This is a genomic window from Thermochromatium tepidum ATCC 43061 (assembly GCF_009664085.1).
Taxonomy (GTDB): Bacteria; Pseudomonadota; Gammaproteobacteria; order Chromatiales; family Chromatiaceae; genus Thermochromatium; species Thermochromatium tepidum.
This window is the reverse complement of the sequence record NZ_CP039268.1, coordinates 200,205-219,726: the sequence shown is the minus strand read 5'-3', so window position 1 is coordinate 219,726 and position 19,522 is coordinate 200,205. Positions and strand designations below refer to the sequence as shown.

The following is a 19,522-nucleotide window of genomic DNA, read 5'->3' as shown; positions in this document are numbered from 1 at the left end:
AAGCCCTGGGTGTCCGGGGCTTTTTTTTGGCCGCTCTTCCAGTCATGATGAGATCTCTGCCCCTTGCCAAAGACACCCGACATCGCGTCTCGGTCGGTCTGGGCTTGATCCTGCTCCTTAGCGCCACCTGTTTCATCTATCTCCAGGGTCTGAATGCCTCGACCTTTTACGACGATCGTCGTAACCTCTCGGCCCTGGAGACGCTCGATACCCTGGAAGAGGCCTGGCGCTTCGTGACCGAGGGCGGTGCGGGGCCGCTCGGGCGTCCGCTTGCCCAACTGAGCTTCCTGATCCATGCCAATCAGCCCCGCATGGACGCGGCCTCTGACGCCCGTTTCGTCAATATCCTCATTCACCTGGCCAACGGGGTGCTGCTCTATGTGTTAGGCGCGATGCTCTTGCGGCTGCGCGGCCAGGATGAGGCGAGGAGCGACTGGATCGCGCTCGGGGCCGCGGCGTTGTGGTCGTTCATGCCGTTGCTTGCCTCCACCACGCTGATCCTCATCCAGCGCCAAACCAGCCTTGCGACCCTGTTTGGATTGATCGGCTTGACGGTGTTCGTGTATGGCTATTTCATTCAATCGCAACGCCCGAAGCAGGCCCTCTTGATTCAGGGTCTGGGACTGGGGATCGGGACCCTGCTTGCCATCCTCGCCAAGGAAAACGGCGCCCTGTTTCCGGTCTATGCCCTGGTGATCGATGCGGTATTGCTGCCGAACCTGAGCGCACCCAGCCCCCTCCGTCGCCTCAGACGCGGCACGCTCTCACTCGGACTGGCGGCGTTGCTGGTCTATCTCTTGACCTTGAATCAGGACTGGTCCAGCGTCGATCCACTCCGCGGTTGGTCGGTGTTCGAGCGCTTGCAGACCGAGGTGGTCCTGCTGTGGCAGTATCTGTATCTGGCGTTTTTCCCCCAGCCGACCGCCTTCAGCCCCTTTTATGACGACCTGACCGTCATCCGGGGCTGGTGGGCTCCGACCCTCTCTGCTCTCGGCTTTTTGGCCCTGACCCTGATCGCCGTCCTGATCCGCCGGCGCACCCCCTGGCCGCTCTTTGCCTTGACCTGGTTCTTCACTGGCCACCTGCTCGAATCGACCGTCATCCTGCTCGAACTGATGTTCGAGCATCGCAATTATCTGGCCGTCTATGGCTTGTGCCTGGCCCTGTCGGCCCTGGCCTGGCAGGCCCCTGGACGCTATGCCCGTCTCGGGCCGGCGCTCTTTGGTGTTTATACCCTCTTGATGGCCCTCATCCTCTACGGAACCACCTCCATCTGGGGCCAGCCCCTGGTCGCTGCCGAAAGTTGGGTAAAACGACATCCCAATTCGCAGCGCGCAGTTGCCTATCTCGCCGAGATATATCACGCCGGCTTCGGCGACGACATCAGCTCGGCGTTACCGCGTATCGACAGGGCGGCCCACGCCTGCTCTGACTGTACCGATGCCAAGCTGCAGATCCTGCTCTATGCCTGTGGCCATACCGGCGAGGACGACATCCGCCAACGCCTGGACGATCTCATGCAGTCGGCCACTACCGCCCAGGCATTGTTCCAGTTGTTTTATAACCTGGATTCGCTCCAAAAGCTGGCCGCAGTCAATGCCTGCCCCCCGATCACGCCCGAGGATGTCTATCGGTTGACCCTGAGGTTGCTCGACAATCCTCACTATACAACCTGGCTCTATCACGTCCATACCCTGTTTCATGCGGCCTATTTCGCCAAGGAGATCGGCGATCTCGAGGCCGCCTATGCCCATCTGGCGAAGGCCGAGTCACTCTCGCCCACGACATTACCCATCCTGCAGATGCAGCTCCATCTGTTGCTCAAAGAGCATCGCTACTCCGACGCCTTGGCCGCCATCGAACGCCGCCGCCCGCTCAAACGCGATCGCATCATGACAGACGCGGTCCTCGACGAGCTCGCCGACGAGGTGCGTAAGGACCAGGCCGGGTTCGAGACCTCCAGTCGCCACAACGACAATCCATGACGATGACGCTCTCCATCATCCTCCCTGCCCGGAATGAGGCCCGCTCGCTCCAGCAACTGCTGCCACGCCTCCGGGAGGTCATACCCGAGGCCGAGCTCATCCTGGTCGACGATGGCTCAACCGACGCCACTGCCGCCGTCGCCGAAGAGGCCGGCGCCCGCGTCATCCGCCATCCCTACGGCATGGGCAATGGCGCGGCGATCAAGAGCGGGGCACGCGCGGCCACAGGAGACATCCTGGTGTTCATGGACGCCGACGGTCAGCACGATCCGGCGGATATCCCGCGGCTCCTGGCCAAGCTCGACGAGGGCTACGACATGGTGGTCGGTGCACGCGGTCGCGGCTCACAAGCCAACCTCGGTCGCGGCCTCGCCAATGGGGTTTACAACCGCATCGCCAGCCTCATGACCGGTCATCGGATCTCTGACCTCACCTCAGGGTTTCGTGCCGTGCAGGCAGCCAAGTTTCGCGAGTTTCTCTATCTGCTCCCCAACGGTTTTTCCTATCCGACCACCATCACCATGGCCTTCTTTCGCAGCGCCTATCCGGTGGCCTATGTACCCATCACCGCCCGCCCGCGCATTGGCAAAAGCCATCTCCGCCCGCTTCGCGACGGCGTGCGGTTTTTGTTGATCATCTTTAAGATCGCCACCCTCTATTCGCCCTTGAAGCTCTTTCTGCCGGTGGCATTCGCTTTTTTCTTGCTCGGCATGGGCTGGTACGGCTACACCTTCGCGATCGAAGGGCGTTTTACCAACATGAGCGCCCTGCTGTTGTCGGCTTCAGTCATCGTCTTTCTGATCGGGCTGATCTCGGAACAGATCACCCATCTCACCTATAAGCGCGAAGACTGAGGGGCGCGGGTCGTTGCGCCCAGGGGCAGGCGACCTAGGCGCCCGAGCGGATCGCTATCGCCCCCGACATCGACCCCAGCGCGCAGGCGCTTGTGGCAGCAGGAGGGCGGTTACATGACTGGAAGCGCTTTTTACGTGCGCCCGGCAGGGCGCACTGACTTGGAGGCTTTATGGTATTGTCTGATCGACAGGCGCCAATGCGCTCCAGCCATGATTGAGTCCATGATGAGATCCCTGCCCCTTGCCAAAGACACCCGACATCGCGTCTCGGTCGGTCTGGGCTTGATCCTGCTCCTTAGCGCCACCTGTTTCATCTATCTCCAGGGTCTGAATGCCTGGGTCTTTTACGACGATCTCCCTAACCTCTCGGCCCTGGAGACGCTCGATACCCTGGAAGAGGCCTGGCGCTTCGTGACCGAGGGCGGTGCGGGGCCGCTCGGGCGTCCGCTTGCCCAACTGAGCTTCCTGATCCATGCCAATCAGCCCCGCATGGACGCGGCCTCTGACGCCCGTTTCGTCAATATCCTCATTCACCTGGCCAACGGGGTGCTGCTCTATGTGTTAGGCGCGATGCTCTTGCGGCTGCGCGGCCAGGATGAGGCGAGGAGCGACTGGATCGCGCTCGGGGCCGCGGCGTTGTGGTCGTTCATGCCGTTGCTTGCCTCCACCACGCTGATCCTCATCCAGCGCCAAACCAGCCTTGCGACCCTGTTTGGATTGATCGGCTTGACGGTGTTCGTGTATGGCTATTTCATTCAATCGCAACGCCCGAAGCAGGCCCTCTTGATTCAGGGTCTGGGACTGGGGATCGGGACCCTGCTTGCCATCCTCGCCAAGGAAAACGGCGCCCTGTTTCCGGTCTATGCCCTGGTGATCGATGCGGTATTGCTGCCGAACCTGAGCGCACCCAGCCCCCTCCGTCGCCTCAGACGCGGCACGCTCTCACTCGGACTGGCGGCGTTGCTGGTCTATCTCTTGACCTTGAATCAGGACTGGTCCAGCGTCGATCCACTCCGCGGTTGGTCGGTGTTCGAGCGCTTGCAGACCGAGGTGGTCCTGCTGTGGCAGTATCTGTATCTGGCGTTTTTCCCCCAGCCGACCGCCTTCAGCCCCTTTTATGACGACCTGACCGTCATCCGGGGCTGGTGGGCTCCGACCCTCTCTGCTCTCGGCTTTTTGGCCCTGACCCTGATCGCCGTCCTGATCCGCCGGCGCACCCCCTGGCCGCTCTTTGCCTTGACCTGGTTCTTCACTGGCCACCTGCTCGAATCGACCGTCATCCTGCTCGAACTGATGTTCGAGCATCGCAATTATCTGGCCGTCTATGGCTTGTGCCTGGCCCTGTCGGCCCTGGCCTGGCAGGCCCCTGGACGCTATGCCCGTCTCGGGCCGGCGCTCTTTGGTGTTTATACCCTCTTGATGGCCCTCATCCTCTACGGAACCACCTCCATCTGGGGCCAGCCCCTGGTCGCTGCCGAAAGTTGGGTAAAACGACATCCCAATTCGCAGCGCGCAGTTGCCTATCTCGCCGAGATATATCACGCCGGCTTCGGCGACGACATCAGCTCGGCGTTACCGCGTATCGACAGGGCGGCCCACGCCTGCTCTGACTGTACCGATGCCAAGCTGCAGATCCTGCTCTATGCCTGTGGCCATACCGGCGAGGACGACATCCGCCAACGCCTGGACGATCTCATGCAGTCGGCCACTACCGCCCAGGCATTGTTCCAGTTGTTTTATAACCTGGATTCGCTCCAAAAGCTGGCCGCAGTCAATGCCTGCCCCCCGATCACGCCCGAGGATGTCTATCGGTTGACCCTGAGGTTGCTCGACAATCCTCACTATACAACCTGGCTCTATCACGTCCATACCCTGTTTCATGCGGCCTATTTCGCCAAGGAGATCGGCGATCTCGAGGCCGCCTATGCCCATCTGGCGAAGGCCGAGTCACTCTCGCCCACGACATTACCCATCCTGCAGATGCAGCTCCATCTGTTGCTCAAAGAGCATCGCTACTCCGACGCCTTGGCCGCCATCGAACGCCGCCGCCCGCTCAAACGCGATCGCATCATGACAGACGCGGTCCTCGACGAGCTCGCCGACGAGGTGCGTAAGGACCAGGCCGGGTTCGAGACCTCCAGTCGCCACAACGACAATCCATGACGATTCGGGCTGATCTCGGAACAGATCACCCATCTCACCTATAAGCGTGAAGACTGAGGGGCGCGGGTCGTTGCGCCAAGGGGCAGGCGGCCTAGGCGCCCGAGCGGATCGCTATCGCCCCCGACATCGACCCCAGCGCGCAGGCGCTTGTGGCAGCAAGTGGGTGCGCCTACCGGGCGCCCCAATAAAAAAAGCGGTTACAGTCATGTAACCGCTTTTTTTATTGGGGCATAGATTTGGTGGGCTGTCAGGGATTCGAACCCCGGACCGATGGATTAAGAGTCCACTGCTCTACCAGCTGAGCTAACAGCCCTTTGAACTATATTTGTTTGGGGTGGACGATGGGGATCGAACCCACGACCACAGGATCCACAATCCTGCGCTCTACCAGCTGAGCTACGTCCACCATTGAAACAGCTTGGCGCATCCAAGCGGAATTATATCGCATTCGATGCCGTTTTGGCATCCCTGAATTCGCGTGGTGGCGCGCCCGGCAGGACTCGAACCTGCGACCCACGGCTTAGAAGGCCGTTGCTCTATCCAGCTGAGCTACGAGCGCTTGTTGGGCGTAGCTCGGATCACGCATTTTGGGCGATCTAGTCGCCTTGGAAGGCATGTGGTCGGGGTAGAGGGATTCGAACCCCCGACATCCTGCTCCCAAAGCAGGCGCGCTACCAGACTGCGCTATACCCCGGCTTCGGATGCATCTCCGGGTGTCTCAAGACCAACCGGAGCCGAAGATCTGGCATCGTAATCGTCAATTTGGCCTCTGTCAACCGAGGCGTTACACGACGCCCCTGTGGTCGAGCCCATCGCATTGGATCTCGCCGATTCAGCACGGATGAGCGCGACGGCCGCCAAAAGCGATGTCAGGATCACCAGCGGCCAGGATGCCCACAGGGTCTCGCGCCTGAACTGGAGTCCGTCTGGCGCCGTCAGCGCCGTCAGTCCGACGAGACCGAGCAGATTGACGAGGTTAAAGTCGAACGCGAGGCTCGGCACTGTCCATCCCGATGCCCCGTCACTCGGCCACCACCTGGTAAGCAGGATCGGCAGCCAGGAGGCGATGACGCTCGCCGGTGCCAAAAGCGTCAGTCCAAGCATCCAGTGGTCGAGGCCCAGCACCAGCGCCAGATCGAGCGCCCCCATCGCCAGCACCCGCGCACCCATGGCCAGCAGCGTCAGCCCTACACAGAGATGCGCACTCAGTCCCCAGAGCCGCCACCAGCCGCGCGCCGGTCGTGTCTGGTGTCCGGCACCGGCAGGTGGGGCCTGGGTTTGAGTGTCGTCCCCCGACGAGGCTGAGGGTCGTGCTGTCCAACCCATCCAGGTCAGATAGAGCAGACACAGCAGAACCAGCAGGGCGCCCTCGCCTCGCCCGAGATCGCCATTGAGCACCAGCCCCCAGACGAGCCCCGCCGCCCCGACCAGACTCCAGGCCCGCGACCAGGGATGATGAACAGGCTCGGCCCAGCTCCGCCCCCGTGGCGGGAGCAGGGCTGGGGGGGCGAAAGGCCGACGAGATGGCAAATGTGGCGTCGAACGAGACCCGATCGCCAACAAAACACCAAGAACATGGACGCCGATGATCGCACCAAGCACCAGAGCGTCCGCGCCTGACCCAACCACCTGCAAGGTTACCGCCAGCGCCGGAAGTAGGGTGACCAGCGCCAGCCAGGGTGCGAATCGGCTCGGATCCACGGGATCGAGCCAATGCACCATGGCCCCAATCGTGCGATGCACGCCGATACTCACCAGAACGAGCCCGATCAGACCCAGGAGCAGCACGACCAGTGATAGGGTCCAATCCGGCATAGTCGAGGATCAGGGATGCTTGAGCACACAATCGGCACAGGTGCCGATCAACTCGACCACCGGACGGCTCGGTCGAAACCCGGTCTCGCCGGCGGCCAGCATCAGGCTCTGAGCGATGGTGGCATCTTCCAGCTCGGTCACCCGCCCGCACTCGGTGCAGATGAGGAACTGGCTGGCATGTGGATGCTCGGGATGGGTGCAGCCGACGAAGGCATGCAGACTCTCGATCTTGTGCGCCAGCCCCTGTTCGAGCAGAAAATCCAGCGCCCGATAAACGGTCGGCGGGGCCAAGGCGCGCGCGCCCTCGCGCATGGATTCCAAGATCTCATAGGCGCCGAGTGGACGCTCGGCCGCGCACAGGATCGCCAGCACCCGCCGTCGTTGCGGTGTGAGTCTGACACCGCGCTGCCGGCAGAGCGCCTCGGCCTGCTTTAGCACCTGTTCCAAGGCATTACCCGTCGTCGGCATGACGCGCATCAAGCTTTGGCCGCGGCCTGACGCCGGGCACGTCGAATGGATAGTTGACGGCTGAGCAGCGCCGACAGCACATAGACACCTGCCGCAAGCAAGACCATGGTTGGCCCTGCCGGCAGGTCTGGCCTAAAGGACAGCGCCAGCCCCAGGGTGGTGAAGAATGCCCCAAGCGCAGTGGCGATCAGCACCATGGCCCCCAGCGAATGGACATAATGCGCCGCGATGGCCGCTGGCAGTGTCAGCAGCGCGATGACCAGGATCAATCCCACCACCTGGATCAGCAGCACCACGGTCACGGCCACCAGACACAGCAGCAGCAGATAGAACAAGGCCACAGGCACGCCGCGCAGACGCGCGAATTCCTCGTCGAAGGTAACGGCCAAGAACTGACGATAGAAGAGCACGACCGTGACCACCAGCGCCAGATCCAACCCCGCCATCCACCAGAGTTCGCGCGTCGGTACCAGTAGGATGTTGCCGAACAGAAAGCTCATCAGGTCCGAGGAATACCCGGGTGTCTTGGCGATGAAGAGTACGCCGACCGCCATGCCGATGGCCCAGAGCGCGCTGATGAGCGTATCTTCCTGGGTCTTCCAGCTCAGACGCACCGCCCCGATCAGCAGCGCCGAGAAGATGGCCGCGATCAGCGCGCCGAGAAAGGGGTCGACCCCAAAATAGAGCGCCGCGCCCATACCGCCGAGCACTGAATGCGCGATGCCGCCAGCCATGAAGGCGATGCGCTTGACGACCACGAATGGACCTATCACACCACAGCCGACGCTAGCCAGAAGCCCCGCGATCAGTGCGCTCTGCAGGAATCCATAGGTTGCGAGTGCCGTGAGGAATTCAGCCATGCTGGTGCTCGACCCGGCGGACATGGTCGCCATAGAGATGCCGGATGGTGTCAGCGCTGACCGCGCTGGTGCCATGACAGGTCAGTGTCCGGTTGAGACAGGCCACGCGGCTGACGTACTCGGAGATAAAGGCGATGTCGTGCGAGACCAGCAGGATGGTCAGACGCCGATTGAGCTCGGCGAGCAGATCGAAGATATCACTCTCAGCGCGCTGATCGATGTTGGCCGTGGGCTCATCGAGGATGAGGATACGGGGTTCGCCGACCAGGGCGCGCGCCAACAGCACCCGCTGCAACTGCCCGCCCGAGAGCCGACCGATCGGACGTCGCACCAGGTCTGCCGCCTCGACCTCGGCGAGCGCCTTTCGAGCCGCCGCGCGGTCGGCACGGCTCGACCAGCCGAGCGACCAGCGCGACCCGAGTCCGATCCGCCCCATGGCCACGACCTCCTCGACGCAGATCGGGAAGTCGCGCGGAAAACTCGGAAACTGGGGCACATAACCGATGGCGCGCGCGGCCGCGCGCGGTGGGCGACCGAGCACGCGGATACGCCCGGACTGAGGTTCGAGCAGACCCAGGATCAGCTTGAGCAGTGTGCTCTTGCCACCGGCATTGGGGCCGACCAGTCCCACGAACTCGCCCGCGATGATGCGCAGATCGATTCGTTCGAGCACCAGGTTGTCGCCATAGGAGAAGCTGACAGACTCCAGGTCGATCACGGGCAAGTCAGGCGTTGTGCTCGGCATCGAATCTGGTCGAGGATGGATGGTTCAGTCTGTACAGTATAACAGCCGGTCATGACGGACGAGCCTTTCGAGTCCAGTGAGGAATCGCGTCGGTCTAGGCTTGCGGCTATACTCTGCGCCCCGTCTCTAGGAGCCGCTCAACGTGGAAACCATCCAGATCCTCGTCCTTGCCTTTGTCCAGGGACTCACCGAATTCCTACCCATCTCTAGCTCGGGCCATCTGGTGCTCACACCGCTCTTGTTCGGCTATGAGCTTCAGAGTTTGGCCTTCGACGTGGCCGTGCATCTGGGCACGCTCGCCGCCGTGGTCGTCTATTTTAGGCGCGAGATCGCGCGAATGCTGGTTGCAGTGCTGGACTCGCTGCGCACGCGCCGCTTCGACGATCGGGACGCACGACTCGGTTGGATGATCGTCTTGGCCACGCTTCCGGTGGTGGTACTGGGGCTGCCGCTCAAATCCGTGCTGGAGTGGCTGCGTGAGGACGATCAGCGCATCGCGCTGGTGATCGCGGGCACGACCATCGGCTTCGGCCTGCTGCTATGGTGGGCGGACTGGCACGGACGGCGTGAGCGCACTGAATACCGGCTTGACTGGGGCGACGCACTCATCATCGGTCTCGCGCAGACCGTCGCCATCATCCCCGGCACCTCGCGCTCAGGGATCACCATCACGGCGGGGCTCCTGCTCGGACTCACGCGCCAGGCCGCCTCGCGCTTTTCGTTTTTGCTGGCCATTCCGACTATCCTCATGGCCGGCGGGCTGGAGACGCTGGAGCTGGTTCAGACCGCCGAGCCGGTCGACTGGAGCGGACTGGTGCTTGGCGCCATGATGGCCTATCTGGTCGCCTATCTCACCATCCGCTTCTTCCTGAGCTTCATCGAGCGCGTCAGCATGTTGCCCTTCGTGCTCTATCGCCTCCTGCTCGGCGGGGTCATCCTGGCGCTACTTTTTATCTGAACCTCATCCGGATAGCGATTCCATGCGGATGCGCACCACGGCACCCTGGACCGAGTCCAGGGCCTCGATCCGGGCAATGGCTCGGTTCATCTGACCCTCGATCACACGGTGGGTGAGCATGACCAGGGTCACCTGGGTCTCGCCCGCGGCGGGCGCCTTCTGCTTGATGGCCTCGATGCTGATGCCCTCCTCGCCCAGGATACTGGCGATGCGCGCCATGACCCCGGGCCGGTCGAGCGCGGTGAGGCGCAGATAGTAGGAGGTCTGGATCGCGTCCATCGTCAACACCGGGGTATCGGCCAGTTCATCGGGCTGGAAGGCCAGATGTGGCACCCGATTGGTGGGGTCGGTGGTCAGGGCGCGCGTCACATCGACCAGGTCCGCCACCACGGACGAGGCCGTCGGCAGCGCCCCGGCCCCGGCCCCATAGTAGAGGGTCGGCCCGACCGCATCGCCCTTGATCAGCACCGCGTTCATCACCCCATCGACATTGGCCAGCAGCCGCCGCTCCGGGATCAGGGTCGGATGGACGCGCAGCTCGATCCCTCCGGGCGAGCGGCGCGCGATGCCCAGATGTTTGATGCGATACCCCAGTTCGGCGGCATTGGCCACATCCTGGGCCTCGATGCGCGAGATGCCCTCGGTGAAGCAGCGCTCGAACTGGAGCGGGATGCCGAAGGCGAGCGAACCCAGGATGGTGAGCTTGTGGGCGGCATCGATGCCCTCGATGTCGAAGGTCGGATCGGCCTCGGCGTAGCCGAGCGCCTGGGCCTCGGCGAGCGCGTCGGCGAAGGCACGCCCCTTGTCCCGCATCTCGGTGAGGATGAAGTTGCCGGTACCGTTGATGATTCCAGCGATCCATTCGATGTGATTGGCGGCCAGGCCCTCGCGCAGGGCCTTGATGATGGGGATACCGCCCGCGACCGCCGCCTCGAACCCGACCATGACCCCCCGGTCGCGCGCAGCGGCAAAGATCTCGTTGCCGTGCTTGGCGATCAGGGCCTTGTTGGCGGTGACGACATGCTTGCCGGTGTCGATGGCCCGCAACACCAGTTCGAGCGCCGGCGAGTAGCCGCCGATCAGCTCGACGATGATCTGGATGCTGGGATCCTCGACCACGGCGAAGGGGTCATCGCCGATCTGACCGATCTGATCGAGACCCTGGATCCGTTCCGGACGGTATTCGCGCGCCGCGGCGCGCGCAATCTCGATCCCGCGACCGGCGCGGCGGGCGATCTCGCGCGCATTGCGTGTCAGCACCGTCACCGTGCCGCCGCCGACGGTCCCCAGGCCCAGTAGACCGATCTTCACCGGTTCCATGCGTTTACCTCACAGCTGTGTCGATTCCAGGAGGCGTCTTAGGCCCCAGCCCGCGCATCGCGCCGGAACATCTCCTTGATGCCGCGAATCGCCTGGCGCGTGCGGTGCTCGTTCTCGATCAGGCCGAAGCGCACATGGGTGTCGCCGTATTCGCCAAAACCGATGCCGGGTGCAACGGCGACCTTGGCATCGCGCAAGAGCTTTTTGGAGAACTCCAGCGACCCCATCGCCCGATAGGGTTCGGGGATCGGCGCCCAGACGAACATGGTCGCCTTCGGCGGCTCGACCGACCAGCCGGCGGCGTTTAGACCTGCGCACAGCACATCGCGCCGGCTCTGGTACATGGCGCTGATCTCGCGCACGCAGTCCTGCGGCCCCTCCAGCGCCGCGATGGCCGCGACCTGGATCGGGGTGAAGGTGCCATAGTCGAGATAGGACTTGATTCGCGCCAGGGCTGCGACCAGGGTCTTGTTGCCGCACATGAAGCCCACGCGCCAGCCGGGCATGTTGTAGCTCTTCGACAGGGTGAAGAACTCGACCGCGATGTCCTTGGCGCCAGGGATCTGGAGGATCGAGGGCGGCTTGTAGCCGTCGAAGGCGATATCGACATAGGCTAAGTCGTGCACGACCCAGATGCCATGTTCGGTCGCGATGTCGATGACCTTCTGGAAGAAATCCAGCTCGACGCATTGGGTGGTCGGATTGCCGGGGAAGTTGAGCACCAGCATCTTGGGCTTGGGCCAGGACTCCTGGATCGCCTTCTGGAGCTCCTCGAAGAAATCGACATCTGGCGTCAGACGTACATGACGCACATCGGCCCCGGCGATGATGAACCCATAGGGATGGATCGGATAGGCCGGGTTGGGCACCAGCGCGGTATCGCCCGCACTCATGGTGGCCAGCGCCAGATGGGCCAGACCCTCCTTGGAGCCGATGGTCAGGATCGCCTCGGTCTCTGGGTCGAGATGGACATCGAAGCGGTCGCGATACCAGTTGCAGACGGCGCGACGCAGACGCGGGATACCGCGCGACATCGAATAGCGGTGGGTATCCGGGCGCCGCGCGGTCTCGATGAGCTTGTCGACGATATGCTGAGGCGTGCCTTGATCTGGGTTACCCATGCCGAAGTCGATGATGTCCTCACCCCGGGCGCGGGCCTCGGCCTTCAACTCATTGACGATATTGAAGACATAGGGCGGTAACCGCTTGATGCGGTGAAAATCTGACTCGGGGGCGACCACGGTGAAACCTCATGGGCTGATGACGGAGAAAGGGACAAAGTCTAACGCCGCAATCGGTAGAAATCATCCTTAGAAAAGATCGTCCATGACGCGCGGCGCCGATCCCTGAGGCACGCCCCTGTCAGGGCGTACATCGTCGGCGTTCGGACGCACGACCCTAACAGGTTTGGGCCCCTGCAGGGTGTCGCGATACTCTTCCTGCACCAGTTCCACGACACCGTCCTTGGCGTTCGTCTCTACACCCTGAGCCGGATCAACCCGCACCTCGATCAGCCCAGACGGTGGATCGAGTCTGGCGACGGGTCGTCCCGCGAGCGCCTGTTCCATGAAATCGATCCACATCTCGATCGCGGCGCGACCGCCCTCCTCGCCTCGACCGAGCTTGCCGAAGTCGTCGAAGCCCATCCAGGTAACGGTCACAAACTCGGCCTGATAGCCGGCAAACCAGGAGTCGCGGATGTCGTTGGTGGTGCCGGTCTTGCCGACGATGTCGGGTCGCTCGAGTCGCTTGGCGCGGGTGCCGGTGCCGCGCTCGATGACCTCGCGCAGGAGCGAGGTCATCTGATAGGCGGTGCGCGGATCGATGACGCGTTCGGCCAGACCCTGCCCCTGGGTGGTCAGTCCGCGGGTGGTGGCCGATGTCTCCCCGGTCTTGTACCAGCAATCGGCGCAGGCGCATGCTGGACGTGCCTCGAAGACGACCTGACCGTCGCCGTCTTCGATGCGCTGGATGAAATAGGGCGTGACGTGATAGCCGCCGTTGGCGAAGACGGCATAGCCCTCGGCGAGCTTGACCGGCGAGAGCTCACCGGTGCCGAGCACCATGGAGAGTCCAAGCGGCAGCGCCTGGGTGTCAAAGCCGAAGCGGCGGATATAGTCCTGAGCCTGTTTTAGGCCGATGCTCTGCAATAGATTGATGCTGGCCAGATTGCGCGAGAGCGCGAGCGCCCTACGCATCGAGATCGGGCCGAGTTCGCGGTGGTCGGCGTTCTTGGGATTCCAGTGCTGATGGCCCGTGAGCTTGACGGCCTCGTCGCGCAGCAGACTGGCTGGGGTCCAGCCGCGCTCGAGCGCGGCGGCATAGACGAAGGGTTTAAAGCTAGAGCCTGGCTGGCGTCGCATATCGACGGCGCGGTTGAACTTGGAGTCGCTGAAGGCATAGCCGCCGACCAGGGCCCGGACCGCACCGTCGCGCGGATCGAGACTGACCAGGGCGCCGGAGACGGACGGGATCGGCGTCAACTGCCAATCGCCCTTGGGGGAACGTCTGAGTCGCACCAGATCGCCGACCGCGACCGCGTCCGGACCGCGCCTCTGCGGGCCCTGCCAGCGCGTCAGGTTGCGCTGAGTGCGCGACCAGCTCAGGGCTTGACGCGTGAGTTCGACCCGTTCGCCGCGCCCGATGTAGACCTGGGCCCCGGACGATGAGACCTGGGTGACGAGTCCGGACGTCAGACCCGGAACGCGCGTGAACGCCTCCAGCCGGGCGTCTAGCTCGGACTCGGGTAGCCCGGCGATCTCTAGGGTTGCCTCCGGACCCCTATAGCCGTGACGGCGGTCGTACTGATGGAGCGCCGTGCGCACCGCCTCTTGCGCTGCCAGCTGCAAGCGTGACTCGATCGTGGTCGTGACCCGATAGCCGCGATGGATGGCGTCCTCGCCATAGAAGCGCAGGATCTCGGCGCGCGCCATCTCGGCGACATAGTCGGCCTCGATCTCCGGGCCGCGGCGGTGGGCCTGGGCGGTGTTGGGCGCGGCGACGGCGGCGGCATACTGGGCTGCGTCGATATAGCCGAGTTCGAGCATGCGCCCGAGGATGTAGTTACGCCGTTCCAGCGCGCGCTCAGGATTGGTGAGTGGGTTGTTGGTCGAGGGTGCCTTGGGGATACCGGCCAGCATGGCCGCCTCGGCGATCGTGAGCCGGTCGAGCGGCTTGCCGTAGTAAAAGGCCGCCGCCGCCGAGATACCGTAGGCGCGATGTCCGAAGAAGATCTGGTTCAGATAGAGCTCTAGGATCTCCTCCTTGGTCAGGGCCTGCTCGACATGCAGGGTCAGCAACACCTCGGCGAGCTTGCGCTGGAAGGTCTTTTGGGGCGAGAGAAAAAAGTTGCGCGTCAGCTGCATGCTGATGGTGCTGCCACCCTGGGCCTTTTCGCCTGTGGCCAGATAGCTCAGGAGCGCGCGTCCGAGACCCTGGGTGTCGATGCCATCATGCTCGAAAAAGCGGCTGTCCTCGGTGGCCAGGAAGGCCTGGATGACCAGGGGCGGGATCTGTCGGATCGACACCGGACGACGCCGCTCGATGCCGAACTCACCGATCAGGCGTCCATCGGCGCTATAGACGCGCAGCGGCTCCTGGAGCTGGACGTTGCGCAGTGTCTGGACATCCGGCAGCTCAGGCAAGGTCACACCGACGAAGACGCCCGCGCCCACCAGCCCCAGGGTCAGCACCTGGACGGGGAGCCCGAGTCCAGAGCCGACGAGTTGAAAGAACCAATGACTCACCGAACGCGACCTCGGGGCCGTGCAGCGCCAGGGTTTCGTGCGGGCCACAACAGATCTTTCGGTCTTGGCTGGAATGGCGTGGGTTCGCTTCATCAAGGTTCAGCCCGCTGTCGAAAAGCGTAAAACGGCCCAGGCGACATCGGCGGCCTGACGGTTGGCGGCCACGTCGTGCACACGAAAGATAGAGACCCCCTGCATCACACCGAGCGCCGTGGTCGCACAGGTGGCCGCCAGCCGTTGTTCAGGCGGGACATCCTTGCAGAGCGCACCGAGGAAGCGCTTGCGGCTGGCCCCGAGCACGATCGGAAACCCCAACTCGACTAAAGACCCCAGGTTTGCCATCAGGGCCAGATTGTGCTCAAGCGTCTTGCCGAAGCCAATGCCTGGATCAAGCAGGATCGCCTCGGGACGCACCCCAGCCGCCAAGGCGGCCTCGGCCCGTGCCGCCAAGTGATCGCGGACCTCCGCGACCACGTCACGATACTGAGGTGCATCCTGCATGGTCCGCGGCACCCCGCGTCTGTGCATGAGCACGATCGGCACCTGGAGCTCGGCGGCCAGGGGTAGCATGTCGGGGTCATCGAGACCGGCAGAGGTGTCGTTGATCCAATCGGCACCAGACGCTAGAGCGGCACGCGCCACGCTTGCCCAGGTGGTATCGATGCTGAGCGGAACGCTGGCTGGGAGTCGCTCACGCAGGCGGCGAATCACATCCAGGACCCGCCGCTGCTGCTCCTCGGGCGGGACCGGGTCCGAACCCGGACGGGTCGATTCGCCGCCGATGTCGAGGATATCGGCCCCCTCATCCAGCATCCTGAGCCCATGGGCAACGGCGGCGTCCGGGTCCAGGTGACGCCCGCCGTCGGAAAAGCTGTCCGGCGTGACATTGAGGATGCCCATGAGACGGGGTGGGCTGGAGGCGAGCGGCTTGGACATGGTGCCTGGGGATGCGACGACTGGATCTTAGGACCGTACCTGTCAAGAGTATACGTCCAGGGGCGGGTCAGGGGGCCTAGCGCAGAACCCGAGTTTAGTCGCGGCGGACCCGGGCCTCCCGCGCGTAGGCATAGAGCGCGAGATACTCCCGCGCCGGTCGGCGCCAAGAATAATCCCCCCGCATGCCGTTGAGGCGCAGCTGACTGAAATAGCTTGGATGATCGCGCCAGAGCGCGATGGCTCGATCCAGGGCTGAATTCAGCGCTTCACCGGTCGGCTCGTCGAAGAGATACCCATTGCGTTGCTCAAAGGGCGCGGCCGAATAGTTGGCGTCCTGGAGGGTGTCGGCCAGCCCCCCGACCCGGCGCGCGATCGGCACCGTGCCGTAGCGCATGGCGATCAGCTGGGTCAGGCCGCAGGGCTCATAGAGACTGGGGATGAGGATCATATCGGCCCCGGCATAGATCAGATGACTCAGCGACTCGTCATAGCCCAGTTCGAGGTGGGCATGCGGGTTGGGGTCTAGTGCCGACTTGAGGCGCTCAAAGCGCTCGGCGATGGCCGGCTCGATCGCATGGCCGAGGAGCACGACCTGGGCGCCGGCACTCAGTGCAGAGTGGATACCGTGCGCGATGAGTTCGACACCCTTCTGCCGATCCAGCCGGCTGACGATGGCGACGATCGGACGGTCGGCGGCGTCCTCCAACCCGAGGTGCCCACGCAAGGCGTGACGATCGATCGCCTTGTGCGGCAGGGTCTCGGGACCGAAGTGCGCCGGGATGAGCGGATCGGTCAGCGGGTTCCAGACCGCGTCATCGATGCCGTTGAGGATCCCGCCGAACTTGTAGTCATAGCGTTGGAGCCAGGATTGTAGTCCCATCCCCTGCTCGGTGTGGCGCAGCTCCCAGGCATGGCGCGGCGAGACGGTGTTGACGGCATCCGCCGCCGCAATGCCGCCCTTCATGAGGTTGGCACGGCGCGGATCGCTGGGATCGGCCAGCCGCTCGGGGGTCAGCAGACGCGCCGGATCCAGCCCGACGGCCGCCAGCAGCCCGGCCTCGACCCAGCCCTGATAGCCGACGTTGTGCAGGCTGTAGCAGACCGGGATCCGCCCAAGCGTTGCGCGGCGCTCGGCAAGCAGCACAGGCACCAGCCCCGTTTGCCAATCGTTGCAATGCAGCACATCCGGCCGCGACTCGGGGCGCGAGACATACTCGACCAGGGCGCGTGAGAAGAAGACAAAGCGCTCGGCATCGTCCGGTTCACCATAGATCCGTCCACGCTCGAAGAAACCATGCCCCGAGCGAGGTGCGATCAACCGGCATTCATACCCATCCAGACTCAGACCCAACACCCGGCACTGGATCACCTCGCCCGCGAAGGGAACCTGGAGCTCGATGCCGAGTGGACGCGGTCGATCCAGGCCGTCGAATCGCAGGACGTCGTAGGCCGGCAATATGACCTCGACGCGCTCGCCGATTCGCGTCAGCTCGCGCGCCAGCCCCTGAACGAAGTCACCGAGACCGCCGGCCTTGGCGATGGGCGCACACTCGGCGCTGACCATGGCAATGTGCATTGTTTCGAAGGTGTAGATCGGGACGAGGGTTATCGAGGATCATCCGACTCGAGCGGCGGATGCTGGGCCAGGGCGCGCCGGATGAGCTCGGGGTCGTCGACCCTGACACTCAACTGAAAGCGTCCACCCGCCCCCACGCGATAGCGATGGCCGAAGAGGTCGATCACGGTGTTGGGTGTGCTCCAGCCCTGGAGGTGCAGTTCGGCCGTGATGACGAGTCCAATCGTGGCGGGTGTGGGATCGGCATAGTTCAGACTCGGGATGGGATGCATGAGGGTGGTGACCGGCGGCGCGGCCCGCTCGGGGTCGGCCTGGGATGCGCCACTCGTCACGCCTGAGTCGTCCGGCGGACGATGGCATTCGCCGGCTCGCTCCCCAGGTTCGCCCTGCCCTTCGGGCCCCAGCCCGGCGACACAGTCCCAGTCCAGTCCGGGCGGTGGTGGCCGCAGTGACTCCAACCCCAGCCCAGGCACCTGCTGGAGCCTATTGGAACGCGCCAGCAACAGCCAGCCGCCCTCGGGATTGACCAGACCCAGCTCGGCCTCGAACAGGCCGGGACCCTTGCCAACCTGGAAGGCGACCTCGCCGCTCCCGCTCAAGCCGGACAGATGCAGCGTCTGCGTGCGGACTTGCTCGGAGCCACTGCCGGCGTTCACACGTCCAAGCCTTAGAACGGCCTGTGGGGCACCGTCGGACCGGGGGAAGCAGGCGCCATGACCAACGATCTCGTCGGCCCGCAACCGCCAGTGCACCCGGACCTCATCGTCCGCGCCCGGATAGAGTGTCAGTGGTCTGATCGGGCCGGCGAGCGGAAAGATGGGGACAAGTGGCGCGGCAGGCGGCACCAGATCGGGCGTGACACTGGGCATCGGATGATCGCGGTCGCTCACGCCCCAGACAGGGATGAATGGGCGCGCAGGGCGGCCTCGGCGGCGTCGAGCGCGGCGGCAGCGGGTCGAATGCGGGCCTGGAGATGTGGAATCCAGGCATCACCCCAGGACAGAAAGCAGCTCGTCTCGGCCTCGAGGATCTGTCGACGGGCGTGCGCGAGGGCCTCGGAGGCCACCTGATGGGCATCCGGGTGCGACCGGCACAGCGACCAGTAGCGCTCGCTCAAGCGATGGACCTCGTCAATGGCCCGACGCTGGCGTTCGGATCCGATCCAGGGCGAGAAATCGTCTTGACAGGCCATGCCGACGTTCCAGGAACCCCTTTGCACCTGGGCACGCGCGGTCGGACGCTGTTGCGCGAGATAGTCGCCAAGCAATACGGGCGTGATCGGATCGTCACCGTCGCGACACCGTTCCATGTAGGGCGCAAAGAAATAACCGAAGAAGCCGGACGCTTCGTGTGTCTGTCTAAACCAGCCGCCATTCTCTCCATCGGACCAGGTCGTGACGAGTCGCGCCTCGTCCGGACGTGGTGAGACCTTGGCGCGCCAAGACAGCTCATCGCGCAGCCAGTCTGGATTGAGACCCTGTCTCTGGGCATTGGAGAGGTCGCGATCGCAGGGCACGATGGTGATACAGACCCCGTTATGGCAGGCGACATAGGGCCGAAAGGTGTCGTTGACACCATCCGCGGGACGCACATGCACCCCATCGACGATGACGTACTCATAGCCGGCCCGGACCAGGGCCGGGATCATCTCCATCGAAAAGGCCAGCTCGGGCGGCCAGAAGCCGCGCGGGACGCGCCCGAAGACCTCGCCGATGATGGCGCGCCCGCGTTCGATCTGTTCGTCCCAGTCAAGACATGGGATCAGCGGGAAGATCGGGTGATAATAACCCAGTCCAAGCAGCTCGATGTTGTCGGCCGCACGGTAGCGTTCGAGCATCTCGGGGATATCGAGGACAGGACGATAGAGATCGACGATGGCCGGGTCGAGCAACTGCTCCAGCAGCACGCCCGAAAAACTCACATGCAGGCGCGCGACGTCCGCGTACCGTTCGGCGTAGCGCACAGCGCGCTCATAGCAGCGCAGGATCTGCTCGGCCTCCTGGGGATTGGCCTCAAACAGCAGGCGCAGGTTGCCCGGCGGCTGATGCATGTGTAGCCCGAGTGCGTGAAAGATCTGTGTCTGCGCCATAGGGTCT

At 63.8% G+C, this 19,522-nt stretch carries 15 protein-coding genes and 4 tRNA genes; 4 read left to right on the top strand and 15 right to left on the bottom strand.

Annotated features, from left to right (window positions below; all coding sequences use genetic code 11):
• The first annotated feature begins 47 nt into the window (after positions 1-47).
• The 3 genes from E6P07_RS01030 (at position 48) to E6P07_RS01020 (ending at position 5,002) form a co-directional block, all read left to right on the top strand.
• Entirely contained in the window at positions 48-1,985 is a 1,938-nt protein-coding gene (locus E6P07_RS01030; RefSeq protein WP_153973898.1) for a tetratricopeptide repeat protein, read from the top strand.
• Positions 1,982-2,839: a glycosyltransferase family 2 protein gene (locus tag E6P07_RS01025; RefSeq protein ID WP_211363142.1), complete on the top strand. Its 858-nt coding sequence runs from the start codon at positions 1,982-1,984 to the stop codon at positions 2,837-2,839. The genes E6P07_RS01030 and E6P07_RS01025 overlap by 4 nt, the downstream gene beginning before the upstream one ends.
• Before the next feature lie 225 nt (positions 2,840-3,064).
• On the top strand, positions 3,065-5,002 hold the full coding sequence (locus E6P07_RS01020) for a tetratricopeptide repeat protein (protein ID WP_211363140.1): 1,938 nt from the start codon (positions 3,065-3,067) through the stop codon (positions 5,000-5,002).
• A gap of 237 nt (positions 5,003-5,239) precedes the next feature.
• On the opposite strand, the gene E6P07_RS01015 is transcribed toward E6P07_RS01020, so the two are convergent.
• The 8 genes from E6P07_RS01015 to E6P07_RS00980 all read right to left on the bottom strand — a co-directional run bounded on the left by E6P07_RS01015 (position 5,240) and on the right by E6P07_RS00980 (position 8,890).
• Positions 5,240-5,315, bottom strand: a tRNA-Lys gene (locus E6P07_RS01015).
• A gap of 17 nt (positions 5,316-5,332) precedes the next feature.
• A tRNA-His gene (locus E6P07_RS01010) sits at positions 5,333-5,408 on the bottom strand.
• Between the two features lie 76 nt (positions 5,409-5,484).
• Positions 5,485-5,561: transfer RNA gene (locus tag E6P07_RS01005), tRNA-Arg, on the bottom strand.
• A gap of 58 nt (positions 5,562-5,619) precedes the next feature.
• Positions 5,620-5,696: transfer RNA gene (locus tag E6P07_RS01000), tRNA-Pro, on the bottom strand.
• The gene (locus E6P07_RS00995; protein WP_153973895.1) at positions 5,687-6,817 is read right to left on the bottom strand and encodes a hypothetical protein; all 1,131 of its coding nucleotides are present in this window, start codon (positions 6,815-6,817) and stop codon (positions 5,687-5,689) included. Before E6P07_RS00995 ends, E6P07_RS01000 begins: the two co-directional genes overlap by 10 nt.
• Before the next feature lie 9 nt (positions 6,818-6,826).
• On the bottom strand, positions 6,827-7,285 hold the full coding sequence (locus tag E6P07_RS00990) for a Fur family transcriptional regulator (protein ID WP_153973894.1): 459 nt from the start codon (positions 7,283-7,285) through the stop codon (positions 6,827-6,829).
• Between the two features lie 8 nt (positions 7,286-7,293).
• Positions 7,294-8,145: a metal ABC transporter permease gene (locus tag E6P07_RS00985; protein ID WP_153973893.1), complete on the bottom strand. Its 852-nt coding sequence runs from the start codon at positions 8,143-8,145 to the stop codon at positions 7,294-7,296.
• The gene (locus tag E6P07_RS00980; RefSeq protein WP_153973892.1) at positions 8,138-8,890 is read right to left on the bottom strand and encodes a metal ABC transporter ATP-binding protein; all 753 of its coding nucleotides are present in this window, start codon (positions 8,888-8,890) and stop codon (positions 8,138-8,140) included. The genes E6P07_RS00985 and E6P07_RS00980 overlap by 8 nt, the downstream gene beginning before the upstream one ends.
• Positions 8,891-9,032: 142 nt before the next feature.
• On the opposite strand from E6P07_RS00980, the gene E6P07_RS00975 reads away from it, so the two are divergent.
• Positions 9,033-9,848, top strand: coding sequence for an undecaprenyl-diphosphate phosphatase (locus E6P07_RS00975; protein ID WP_153973891.1), 816 nt, complete (start codon positions 9,033-9,035; stop codon positions 9,846-9,848).
• A 3-nt stretch (positions 9,849-9,851) separates the two neighbouring features.
• On the opposite strand, the gene E6P07_RS00970 is transcribed toward E6P07_RS00975, so the two are convergent.
• The 7 genes from E6P07_RS00970 to E6P07_RS00940 form a co-directional block, all read right to left on the bottom strand.
• Complete coding sequence (locus tag E6P07_RS00970) at positions 9,852-11,168, bottom strand: homoserine dehydrogenase (RefSeq protein ID WP_153973890.1); 1,317 nt, start codon at positions 11,166-11,168, stop codon at positions 9,852-9,854.
• 38 nt (positions 11,169-11,206) lie between these two features.
• A complete protein-coding gene (gene alaC, locus E6P07_RS00965; RefSeq protein ID WP_153973889.1) occupies positions 11,207-12,409 on the bottom strand; it encodes an alanine transaminase in 1,203 nt (400 codons plus the stop codon).
• A 69-nt stretch (positions 12,410-12,478) separates the two neighbouring features.
• Positions 12,479-14,914, bottom strand: coding sequence for a penicillin-binding protein 1A (locus E6P07_RS00960; protein ID WP_246172880.1), 2,436 nt, complete (start codon positions 14,912-14,914; stop codon positions 12,479-12,481).
• Between the two features lie 99 nt (positions 14,915-15,013).
• Positions 15,014-15,850 (bottom strand): dihydropteroate synthase, encoded by an 837-nt coding sequence (gene folP / locus E6P07_RS00955; protein WP_153973887.1) that lies wholly within the window; start codon positions 15,848-15,850, stop codon positions 15,014-15,016.
• 94 nt (positions 15,851-15,944) lie between these two features.
• Entirely contained in the window at positions 15,945-17,426 is a 1,482-nt protein-coding gene (locus E6P07_RS00950; RefSeq protein WP_153973886.1) for a glycogen synthase, read from the bottom strand.
• Between the two features lie 29 nt (positions 17,427-17,455).
• On the bottom strand, positions 17,456-18,295 hold the full coding sequence (locus tag E6P07_RS00945; protein ID WP_153973885.1) for a hypothetical protein: 840 nt from the start codon (positions 18,293-18,295) through the stop codon (positions 17,456-17,458).
• Between the two features lie 17 nt (positions 18,296-18,312).
• Complete coding sequence (locus E6P07_RS00940) at positions 18,313-19,515, bottom strand: polysaccharide deacetylase family protein (RefSeq protein WP_153973884.1); 1,203 nt, start codon at positions 19,513-19,515, stop codon at positions 18,313-18,315.
• Between the last annotated feature and the right edge of the window lie 7 nt (positions 19,516-19,522).

Bases quoted from the DNA above. Each gene is read 5' to 3' on its own strand.
- E6P07_RS01030 (WP_153973898.1), top strand. From the start codon at position 48: ATGAGATCTCTGCCCCTTGCCAAAGACACCCGACATCGCGTCTCGGTC.
- E6P07_RS01025 (WP_211363142.1), top strand. From the start codon at position 1,982: ATGACGATGACGCTCTCCATCATCCTCCCTGCCCGGAATGAGGCCCGC.
- E6P07_RS00990 (WP_153973894.1), bottom strand. From the start codon at position 7,285: ATGCCGACGACGGGTAATGCCTTGGAACAGGTGCTAAAGCAGGCCGAG.
- E6P07_RS00985 (WP_153973893.1), bottom strand. From the start codon at position 8,145: ATGGCTGAATTCCTCACGGCACTCGCAACCTATGGATTCCTGCAGAGC.
- E6P07_RS01020 (WP_211363140.1), top strand. From the start codon at position 3,065: ATGAGATCCCTGCCCCTTGCCAAAGACACCCGACATCGCGTCTCGGTC.
- E6P07_RS00995 (WP_153973895.1), bottom strand. From the start codon at position 6,817: ATGCCGGATTGGACCCTATCACTGGTCGTGCTGCTCCTGGGTCTGATC.
- folP (WP_153973887.1), bottom strand. From the start codon at position 15,850: ATGTCCAAGCCGCTCGCCTCCAGCCCACCCCGTCTCATGGGCATCCTC.
- E6P07_RS00970 (WP_153973890.1), bottom strand. From the start codon at position 11,168: ATGGAACCGGTGAAGATCGGTCTACTGGGCCTGGGGACCGTCGGCGGC.
- E6P07_RS00950 (WP_153973886.1), bottom strand. From the start codon at position 17,426: ATGCACATTGCCATGGTCAGCGCCGAGTGTGCGCCCATCGCCAAGGCC.
- E6P07_RS00945 (WP_153973885.1), bottom strand. From the start codon at position 18,295: ATGCCCAGTGTCACGCCCGATCTGGTGCCGCCTGCCGCGCCACTTGTC.
- E6P07_RS00940 (WP_153973884.1), bottom strand. From the start codon at position 19,515: ATGGCGCAGACACAGATCTTTCACGCACTCGGGCTACACATGCATCAG.
- E6P07_RS00980 (WP_153973892.1), bottom strand. From the start codon at position 8,890: ATGCCGAGCACAACGCCTGACTTGCCCGTGATCGACCTGGAGTCTGTC.